Raw genomic sequence first — 8,284 nt, forward strand, 5'->3', positions numbered from 1 at the left:
CGGCCCGGCCTCGGCCACCTGCTCGATCAGCGTGTTCCAGGCGCCGCAGGACGGGCATTTGCCCAGCCAGCGCGGGCTGGTGCCGCCGCACTCGGTGCAGGTGAACGTGGTTTTTTCTTTGGCCATGGCAGGTGTCGGTGAGGCGCCCCGATGCAGGGGCAGCCGACTATAGCGGCCATGCCCACATCGATCCGCCGCAGCCCGTACGATGGCGGGCTTGGCACCGTACGGAGTTGACATTGCAGACACCCATCAACCGCTTCAAACAGGCCATGGCCCAAGGCCAGGCGCAAATCGGCCTCTGGCTCGGGCTGGCCAACGGCTACAGCGCCGAAATCCTCGCAGGCACCGGCTACGACTGGCTGCTGGTCGATGGCGAACATGCGCCCAACGACCTGCGCTCCATCCTGCACCAGCTGCAGGCCATCGCCAGCGCCACCAGCGCCCTGCCACCAGGCGTGCAGGCGCCCCACCCCATCGCCCGGGTGCCGGTGGGTGACACGGCCCTCATCAAACAGTACCTGGACATCGGCGCCCAGACCCTGCTGGTGCCCATGGTCGATACGCCCGAGCAAGCCCAGCAATTGGTACGCGCCACGCGCTATGCGCCCGAAGGCGTGCGCGGCATGGGCAGCGCGCTGGCCCGTTCGTCGCGCTGGCAGGCGTACCCGCAGTATGTGCACGAGGCCAACCAGCAGATCTGCCTGCTGGTGCAGGCAGAAACGGTGGAAGCCATGGCCCACCTCGATGCCATTGCCGCCACGCCCGGGGTGGACGGCGTGTTCATCGGCCCGGCCGATCTGTCGGCCTCCATGGGCCACCCCGGCAACCCGGGGCACCCTGACGTCCAGGCCGCCATCCATGACGGCATTGCGCGCATCCTGCGCGCAGGCAAAGCGCCGGGCATCCTGGCCACCACCGAATCACAGGCGCGCCAGTGGCTGGCGGCCGGCGCGCTGTTTGTGGCCGTGGGCGTGGACACCATGCTGCTGGTGAGTGCTGCGCAGGAGCTGCTGGCACGCTACCGCAGCGCGACCGACGCCGCCCCCACCCGGCCCGCAGGCTACTGAACTTTTCCTCTTTCAGACCCAAGGACAGACATCCATGAAAGCATGTATTTACGGCGCGGGCGCCATCGGCGGCTGGCTGGGCGTGGCCCTGGCGCAAGCGGGCCACACCGTCAGCATGGTGGCGCGGGGCGACACACTGCGCGCCCTGCAGGCCGAGGGGCTGCGCATGCGGCGCGCCGACGGCTCGCTGGCGCAGGTGCCCGTCACAGCCCACAGCGACCCGGCCGCACTCGGCGTGCAAGACCTGGTGGTGGTCGCCGTCAAGGCCCCCGGTCTGCCCGACGTGGCGCGTGCCATGGCGCCGCTGATCGGGCCCGACACCATCGTGCTGACCGCCATGAACGGCGTGCCGTGGTGGTTCCTCGACGGCTTTGGCGGTGCGGCGCAGGGGCATGCCCTTGAATCCGTGGACGCGGGAGGGGTGATTGCCCAGGCCGTCCCGGCGCGCAACGTGGTGGGCAGTGTGGTGCACACCAGCTGCTCGCTGGAGGCTCCGGGTTTCGTCCGCCAGCACTTTGGCAACCGCCTCATCGTGGGCGAGCCGGACGGCAGCCGCAGCCCGCGCCTGCAAGCACTGGCCGACACGCTGCAGCGCGGCGGCATCGATGTGGAAATGAGCGACTGCATCCAGAAGGACATCTGGTTCAAGCTCTGGGGCAACCTCACCATGAACCCCATCAGCGCCCTCACCGGCGCCACCACCGACCGCATCCTGGACGACGAGCTGGTGCGCGGCTTTGTCAGCGCGGTGATGCTGGAAGCAAAGGCCATCGGCGACCAGTTGGGCCTGCCCATCGACCAGCAGCCCGAGGACCGCCACGCCGTCACGCGCAAGCTGGGTGCATTCAAGACCTCGATGCTGCAGGATGTGGAGGCGGGCAAGCCCATGGAGATCGACGCCCTGGTGGGCGCGGTGCGCGAGCTGGGGCAGATCACCCACACGCCCACGCCGCACACCGACGCCCTGCTGGGCCTCACGCGGCTGATGGCGCGCACGCGGGGCCTGTACTGAGTCATTTCAAGCAAAATCGGCTGCAGGCGCTAGTGGAATATGCGCAAGCAGCTATTTAATTCATAGCAAACCAACCATGACCCAACTCACGCTGTACTACACCCCCGGCACCTGCGCGCAGGCCGTTCGCATCGCTTTGGAAGAAGCGGGCGCCCCCTACGACCTGGTGCGCGTGGACTTCGCCGCTGGCCAGCAACGCACACCCGAGTACCTGGCGGTGAACCCCAAGGGCCGCGTGCCCGCGCTGGCCACGCCGCACGGCACGCTGACCGAAACCCCGGCGCTGCTGGCCTATGTGGCGCAGAGCTTTCCCAAAGCGCGCCTGGCGCCCGCCGACGCGCATGGTTTTGCGCGCCTGCAAGAGTTCCACAGCTACCTTGCGTCCACCGTCCACATCGCCCATGCCCATCGCCCCCGCGCCAGCCGCTGGGCCGATGAGCCCGAAGCCCAGGCGGCGATGCAGCGCAAGGTGCCGCAGAACATGACCGAGTGCTTTCACCTCATCGAAACCCACTACCTGCCGCAAGCGGACCAGGGGCCCTGGGTGATGGGCGAGCAGTACACCGTGGCCGACGGCTACCTGTTCACCATCGGCACCTGGCTGCACAGCGACGGCGTGGACATCGCCCAGTTCCCGAAGGTGTTTGCACACACGCAGCGCATGCTGCAGCGCCCCGCCGTGCAGCGCGCAATGGCCTGAGTTTTTGCTGAGTCACTACATCAACGCCGTCTGGATGCGCGGCGTTTGAAACTGGCGGGGCCGAGGCGAGGGCCGCCGCGCAAGGGCCGCCCCGCCGCGCTGGCGGCGTCCCCCTTCCCGAATTGCGCAGCAATTCGAGAGAAGGGGGAAGGCACGAAGTGCCTCAGGGGGTTGTCACTCTCAATTCACCTTCAGATACCGCCAGTCGATGCGGTTGTCCGCGCGGTGGATGATGTCCACCTTCTTGGTGCCCGCCCACGGAATCACCTGGTTGTACAGCGGGATGTGCGACACCAGTTCATGCTCCTTGATCAGCGCTTGCTCGATCAGGCCGTTGCGCGTGGCGGTGTCCGTTTCCTTCTTCACACGCTCGATCAGCGCGTCCATCTGCGGGTCGGAGAACCGGCCCAGGTTGAAGTTGCCGTCCCCACCCGCGCCCGTCGTACGCACCAGCGACTGCAGGCTGTAGAACGCGTCGAACGTGGGCACGCCCCAGCCCAGCAGGTAGATGCTGGCTTCGTTGCGCTGGATCATCGGGAAATAGGTGGCAAACGGCAGCGAGCGCAGCTTGGCCTTCACGCCCACCTTGGCCCAGTGCGAGGTGATGGCCTGGCACAGCTGCTCGTCGTTGATATAGCGGCCCGCGCTGCAGGCAAAGTCCACCTCAAACCCGTTGGGGTAGCCCGCATCGGCCAGCAGCTTTTGCGCGGCCTTGGGGTCGTAGGGGTAGCGCACGTCGGCCTTCTTGGTCCAGCCGTTGACCTGGTTGGCGATGAGTGTGCCCGTGGGCTGGGCCAGGCCACGCAGCACCACGCGCTGGATGGACTGGATGTCGATGGCCTGGTACAGCGCCTTGCGCACGCGCAGGTCCTTCAGCGGGTTCTTGCCCTTCACGTCCGAGCCGGGCAGCTCGTCGCGGAACTGGTCCAGGCCCAGGAAGATGGTGCGGTACTCCGGCCCCTCCAGCACCTGCAGGTTGGGCGTCTGCTTGATGCGCGCCAGGTCCTGCAGGCTGGGGTCTATCACAAAATCCACCTCCCCCGACAGCAGCGCCGCTGTGCGCGTGGCGTCGGCCTTGATGGGGGTGTAGACGATCTCGGTCAGGTTGGTGGGGTACTTGCCCTTGCCCCACCAGTGGGGGTTGGGCTCCAGCACCACGCGCTGGTCAGGCGTCCACTGCTTGAGCTGGTAGGGGCCGGTGCCCAGCGCATTGCGGTGGGCAAAGTTTTCGTCCTTGGTCTTGATGTCCTTGGGCTCGACCGACTTGTTCTTTTCGGCCCAGGCCTTGCTCATGATGCGCAGCTCGGTGAGCTGGTTCACCAGCACGGGGTTGGGCAGGTCGGAGTGGATGTCGATGGTGTAGGCATCGACCTTTTCCACACGGTCAATGCCCTGGGTGTAGACGGCGAAGTTGGAGCTTTTGGCCTTGGCACGCTCCAGCGAGAACTTGGCGTCGTCGGCGGTGAACTCGCTGCCGTCACTGAACTTCACGCCCTTGCGCAAGGTCAGGCGCAGCTGCGTGGGCTTGATGAGCTTCCACTCGGTGGCGAGCGAGGGCTCGGGCTTGAAGGTCTTGCTGTTGTATTCCACCAGCGTGTCGTACACCGCGCCGTGCATGGTGTTGTTCACACCCACGTTCTGGGTGTGGATGTCCCAGGTGGAAATGTCCACCGAGCGGGACCAGCGGAACGTGGCGGACTGTGCGGCCAGGGGCAGGGCCGCAACAACGGCGGCGGCCAGGAGAAGGTGTTTGAAGCGCATGGACGGGAGGATAGGCAAAAAAGCCAAAAGATGCTGAATGGCCAGACTATCCCCCAAGCGGCGCTTTTAGAAAACGAACTTATTCTTCTTAGCTTAAGGCAACGCTGCACAAGGCCTCGCGGGCAGCGCATCTCTTGCTTGGGCGATCTGCCGCGTTGCGAATGCTCGCAATAGCACCAGCTATTGCTGCGCTTCACGCCTCGCAGCTCTTCCCAAACCAGAGCGCGCTGGGCCGCGGGGCCTTATCCAGCGCTGCCCCAAGCCATCACCCCCGCCAGCACCAGCATGGTGGTCGCCGTCACCCCATCCAGCACCCGCCACGCCGCCGGGGTGGCAAACAACGGCGCCAGCCAGCGGGCGCCCAGGCCGATCAGCAGGAACCACAGCGCACTGGCCAGCGAGCCACCCGCCGCAAACAGCGCACGCCCCCAGGCCGGGTACGGCGTGGCCATGGTGCCCAGCAGCACCACGGTGTCCAGGTACACATGCGGGTTGAGCCATGTGAGCGCCACCACCGTGGCCAGCGTGGTGCGCAGGCTGGTGCCGGGGCCGCTGGTGGCCACCAGCAACTGGCCGGGGCGCAGCGCCCGCGCGGCCGTCTGTGCCGCATACATCAACAGGAACAGCGCCCCCGCCCAGCGCATGAACTGCGCCCATTCAGGCCGGGCCAGCAGCACGCCACCCATGCCCCACACGCCCACCTGCAGCAGCACCGCGTCCGACAGCGCACACACCAGCACCACGGGCATCACATGCTCGCGCCGCAGGCCCTGGCGCAGCACAAACGCGTTTTGTGCGCCAATGGCCATGATGAGCATGGCGGTGGAGGTGAAACCGTGAACGAAGGCAGTGGAGACCATGGGCACGGATTCTGGCCAAGGGCCTGCGTTGACGCCAGCTATACTTTTTAACGATCCGTCAGAATGGCTAACCACCTATGCAACTCGACTCCGCCCAGCTCAACGCCTTTGCCACGGTGATCGATGAGGGCAGCTTCGAGCGGGCGGCGGCCGTGCTGCATGTCACGCGCTCGGCGGTGTCGCAGCGCATCAAGCTGCTGGAAGAGCGCGTGGGCCAGGTGCTGGTGCGCCGCGCCACGCCCTGCACGCCCACCGAGGCCGGGCAGGCGCTGTACCGCCATGCGCGCGAGGTGGCGTTGAGCGAGGCCGATGCGCTGGCCACGATTGGCGGCGGGCAGCACAGCACCACGCGGCTGGCGATTGGTGTGAATGCCGACTCGCTGGCCACCTGGTTCCCCCACGCCATGGCGCAGGCGGCCGAGGGGCAGGCCATCACCTTCGACATCCATGTGGAAGACCAGGACCATTCGGCCAACCTGCTGCGCGAGGGCCGCGTGATGGCCGCCGTGACGGCCGACCCGCAGCCCGTGCAGGGCTGCCAGGTGCTGCCGCTGGGCACGCTGCGCTACCGGGCGCTCGCAAGCCCTGCGTTCATGGAGCGCCACTTTGCCCAAGGGGTGAACGCCACCACGCTGGCGCAGGCACCGATGCTGGTGTTCAACCGCAAGGATGCGCTGCAGGCGCGTTTTGTGGGCCGCATCACGCGCCGCAAGCTGGCACCGCCCGTGCACTGGCTGCCCGAGGCACATGCGTTCGTCAAAGCCACCCGCGCCAGCCTGGGTTGGGGCATGACGCCCGACCCACTGGTGGAGGATGACCTGAAGACTGGCGCCCTGGTCGAACTGATTGCGAACAAGCCCGTGGATGTGCCGCTGTACTGGCAGTGCTGGCGCCTGAATGTGCAGGCGCTGCAGCACGTGACGCAGGCGGTGCAGAAGGCGGCGGCGCTGACGCTGCTGCGCTGAGAGAAAAGTCGAGAGGGATGTAGCAAGCAAGGGCCGACTACGCAGCGCTCGCCAGGTCCTCGTGGTGGTCCGCCGCGCCGCGCTTCCAGTAAGCGGAGATGCGCATGCGCTTCGGGTCCACGCCCGGCTTGGCCAGCATGGCGCGGCGCACAGCGGCCATGTCGCTGTGTTCGCCAGCGGCCCAGACAAAGCCCGCGCCGGTGGGGAGCGCCAACGCCTCCACAGCGGCAGGCAGCGCGCTCACCCACTGCAGATCCACCTGCGCCGCGCTGGTCAACACCCGCTGGTCGGCCGGGTTGCTCAGCTGGATGCGCACGGTGGCCACCGCGCTGGCGGGCAGCTCGGCCAAGCGGCGGGCGATGGCGGGCAGCGCGGTTTCGTCGCCCAGCAGCAAGTGCCAGTCAAACCCGGTGGGCACGACCATGCTGCCGCGCGGCCCGGCAATGCCCACCCACTGGCCCACGGCGGCGCTGGCGGCCCAGTCGGTGGCGGGGCCTGCGTCGTGCAGGGCCACTTCAATGTCCAGCTCGCCCGCAGCGGCGTCAAAGCGCGCGGGGGTGTAGTCGCGCAGCACGGGGCGGGGGCCGTCAAACACGGGGCGACCGTCCTGCAGCGTGGGCAAGGTGGGGCGGTCCTGCCCGGGTGAGGGAAGGATGAGCTTGAGGTGGTCGTCAAACCCGGCGCTGACAAACCCTGCCAGCTCGGGGCCGGCCAGGGTCAGCCGCACAAAGCCGGGGCTGACCTGGGTGCGGCGCACCACCTGGAGGTGGCGGCCCTGCAAAGGGTGGCGAATGCGCTCGATGGTGAGGAAGGGGGCCGTGGTGGCCAGGGGCAGAGGTGCGTTCATGGCGTAAAATGTTGATTTAATCAACCAAATCATCCGCCATTCAGTTGACTTTGTCAACCGATAGCCACGCCATGCCCCCACGCGCCCGCCCCGATGTGTTTGAAGCCCTGCACGACCTGATGCATGCCTACCGGGCGCGCATGGTGCGCGCCATGACCTCCGTGCACCCGGACCTGACCTTCAACGAAGTGCGCGCGCTGAACTTCATCGGCCGCCACCCCGGCGCCACACAGAAAGAACTGGTACGCCACAGCGGCGCCGACAAGGCCCAGGTGGCACGTATGCTGGGCCTGTTGCAGGACAAGGGTTGGCTGGAGCGCCAGCCCCACGCCGAGGACCGGCGCAGCCTGTGCCTCACGCTGAGCGCCGAGGGCCAGGCGCTCTACCAGGCGCTGCAGACCGCGCGGCAGACCCTGTCGACCCAGGTGCTGGCGGGCTGCGACGACGCCACCCAGGCGCAGCTGCTGGCCCTGCTGGCGCGGGTACGGGCCAACCTGGATGCGCTGCCGCCGCTGGAGACTGGCGAGGACTGCGGCCACGGCAGGGGCCGGTCCTCGCGCTAGGGGCCCCTCGGAGGCGCTTCCGACGCTCTTTGAAGGGATTTTTGCCTCAAGCGCTAGTGCAACATGCCCTGGCAGCTATCAAATAAGGAGCAAATCAGCGCCCCTGGATCACCCGCAACGCCTCGGGCAGCGAATGCACATGGGGCAGGAAATGGTCGATGGTGGCGCCCAGCAGCACGGCGCAGACCAGCGCGCCGAGCAGCGGCTTCCAGGTCAGCCGCACGGCGGCGCTGAGCCAGCCCTCGCGCTCCACCCCCACAGCAGCGCGGGCCGTGGCCACTGAAAAGGCGATCTCCACCGCCACCGTGAGCAGCACATCCCAGCCAAAGAACAGCATGGCGAGCGAGCCCGCGCCCAGGATCAGCGCCGCGCCGATGAGAAAGATGGCCACCACGGGCACGACCACCACGGCGCCCTCGTCGGCGCTGCCCAGCGCATCGGCCGCGCCCCCGGCAATGTCGCCCAGCACGCTGGAGTCGCTGCCGGAGCCCCCGCTGGACAGGCCC

At 67.6% G+C, this 8,284-nt stretch carries 9 protein-coding genes and 1 pseudogene; 5 read left to right on the forward strand and 5 right to left on the reverse strand.

What is annotated here, in order from left to right; genetic code table 11:
- Window positions 1-126, reverse strand: a 126-nt coding sequence (locus DBR23_RS30425) for a hypothetical protein (protein WP_233250356.1), incomplete at its 3' end; no start/stop codon positions are given.
- A gap of 113 nt (window positions 127-239) precedes the next feature.
- On the opposite strand from DBR23_RS30425, the gene hpaI reads away from it, so the two are divergent.
- The 3 genes from hpaI to DBR23_RS09165 all read left to right on the forward strand — a co-directional run bounded on the left by hpaI (window position 240) and on the right by DBR23_RS09165 (window position 2,782).
- Complete coding sequence (gene hpaI / locus DBR23_RS09155; RefSeq protein ID WP_108498037.1) at window positions 240-1,070, forward strand: 4-hydroxy-2-oxoheptanedioate aldolase; 831 nt, start codon at window positions 240-242, stop codon at window positions 1,068-1,070.
- A gap of 34 nt (window positions 1,071-1,104) precedes the next feature.
- Window positions 1,105-2,082: a 2-dehydropantoate 2-reductase gene (locus DBR23_RS09160; RefSeq protein ID WP_108498038.1), complete on the forward strand. Its 978-nt coding sequence runs from the start codon at window positions 1,105-1,107 to the stop codon at window positions 2,080-2,082.
- A 76-nt stretch (window positions 2,083-2,158) separates the two neighbouring features.
- On the forward strand, window positions 2,159-2,782 hold the full coding sequence (locus DBR23_RS09165; RefSeq protein WP_108498039.1) for a glutathione S-transferase family protein: 624 nt from the start codon (window positions 2,159-2,161) through the stop codon (window positions 2,780-2,782).
- A 180-nt stretch (window positions 2,783-2,962) separates the two neighbouring features.
- Here DBR23_RS09165 and DBR23_RS09170 read toward each other — a convergent pair whose 3' ends face one another.
- Both DBR23_RS09170 and DBR23_RS09175 read right to left on the reverse strand, forming a co-directional pair.
- Window positions 2,963-4,543, reverse strand: a complete 1,581-nt coding sequence (locus tag DBR23_RS09170; RefSeq protein ID WP_108498040.1) for an ABC transporter substrate-binding protein — start codon at window positions 4,541-4,543, stop codon at window positions 2,963-2,965.
- A gap of 242 nt (window positions 4,544-4,785) precedes the next feature.
- A complete protein-coding gene (locus tag DBR23_RS09175) occupies window positions 4,786-5,403 on the reverse strand; it encodes a LysE/ArgO family amino acid transporter (protein ID WP_015012115.1) in 618 nt (205 codons plus the stop codon).
- 77 nt (window positions 5,404-5,480) lie between these two features.
- Between DBR23_RS09175 and DBR23_RS09180 the strand changes: the two genes are divergently transcribed.
- Complete coding sequence (locus DBR23_RS09180; protein ID WP_108498041.1) at window positions 5,481-6,368, forward strand: LysR family transcriptional regulator ArgP; 888 nt, start codon at window positions 5,481-5,483, stop codon at window positions 6,366-6,368.
- Window positions 6,369-6,405: 37 nt separating this feature from the next.
- Here DBR23_RS09180 and DBR23_RS09185 read toward each other — a convergent pair whose 3' ends face one another.
- Window positions 6,406-7,215, reverse strand: a complete 810-nt coding sequence (locus tag DBR23_RS09185; RefSeq protein ID WP_108498042.1) for a siderophore-interacting protein — start codon at window positions 7,213-7,215, stop codon at window positions 6,406-6,408.
- Between the two features lie 71 nt (window positions 7,216-7,286).
- Between DBR23_RS09185 and DBR23_RS09190 the strand changes: the two genes are divergently transcribed.
- Window positions 7,287-7,778 (forward strand): MarR family winged helix-turn-helix transcriptional regulator, encoded by a 492-nt coding sequence (locus DBR23_RS09190; protein ID WP_108498043.1) that lies wholly within the window; start codon window positions 7,287-7,289, stop codon window positions 7,776-7,778.
- 94 nt (window positions 7,779-7,872) lie between these two features.
- On the opposite strand, the pseudogene DBR23_RS09195 reads toward DBR23_RS09190, so the two are convergent.
- Window positions 7,873-8,284: pseudogene (locus DBR23_RS09195) on the reverse strand (hypothetical protein); the annotation flags it as partial.

Source organism: Acidovorax sp. HMWF018, assembly GCF_003061035.1.
In the GTDB taxonomy this organism is placed as follows: domain Bacteria; phylum Pseudomonadota; class Gammaproteobacteria; order Burkholderiales; family Burkholderiaceae_C; genus Acidovorax; species Acidovorax delafieldii.

What these genes read in the sequence shown, in the direction of transcription:
- DBR23_RS09180 (WP_108498041.1), top strand. Translation starts at nt 5,481, where the DNA reads ATGCAACTCGACTCCGCCCAGCTCAACGCCTTTGCCACGGTGATCGAT.
- DBR23_RS09170 (WP_108498040.1), bottom strand. Translation starts at nt 4,543, where the DNA reads ATGCGCTTCAAACACCTTCTCCTGGCCGCCGCCGTTGTTGCGGCCCTG.
- DBR23_RS09190 (WP_108498043.1), top strand. Translation starts at nt 7,287, where the DNA reads ATGCCCCCACGCGCCCGCCCCGATGTGTTTGAAGCCCTGCACGACCTG.
- DBR23_RS09160 (WP_108498038.1), top strand. Translation starts at nt 1,105, where the DNA reads ATGAAAGCATGTATTTACGGCGCGGGCGCCATCGGCGGCTGGCTGGGC.
- DBR23_RS09175 (WP_015012115.1), bottom strand. Translation starts at nt 5,403, where the DNA reads ATGGTCTCCACTGCCTTCGTTCACGGTTTCACCTCCACCGCCATGCTC.
- DBR23_RS09185 (WP_108498042.1), bottom strand. Translation starts at nt 7,215, where the DNA reads ATGAACGCACCTCTGCCCCTGGCCACCACGGCCCCCTTCCTCACCATC.
- DBR23_RS09165 (WP_108498039.1), top strand. Translation starts at nt 2,159, where the DNA reads ATGACCCAACTCACGCTGTACTACACCCCCGGCACCTGCGCGCAGGCC.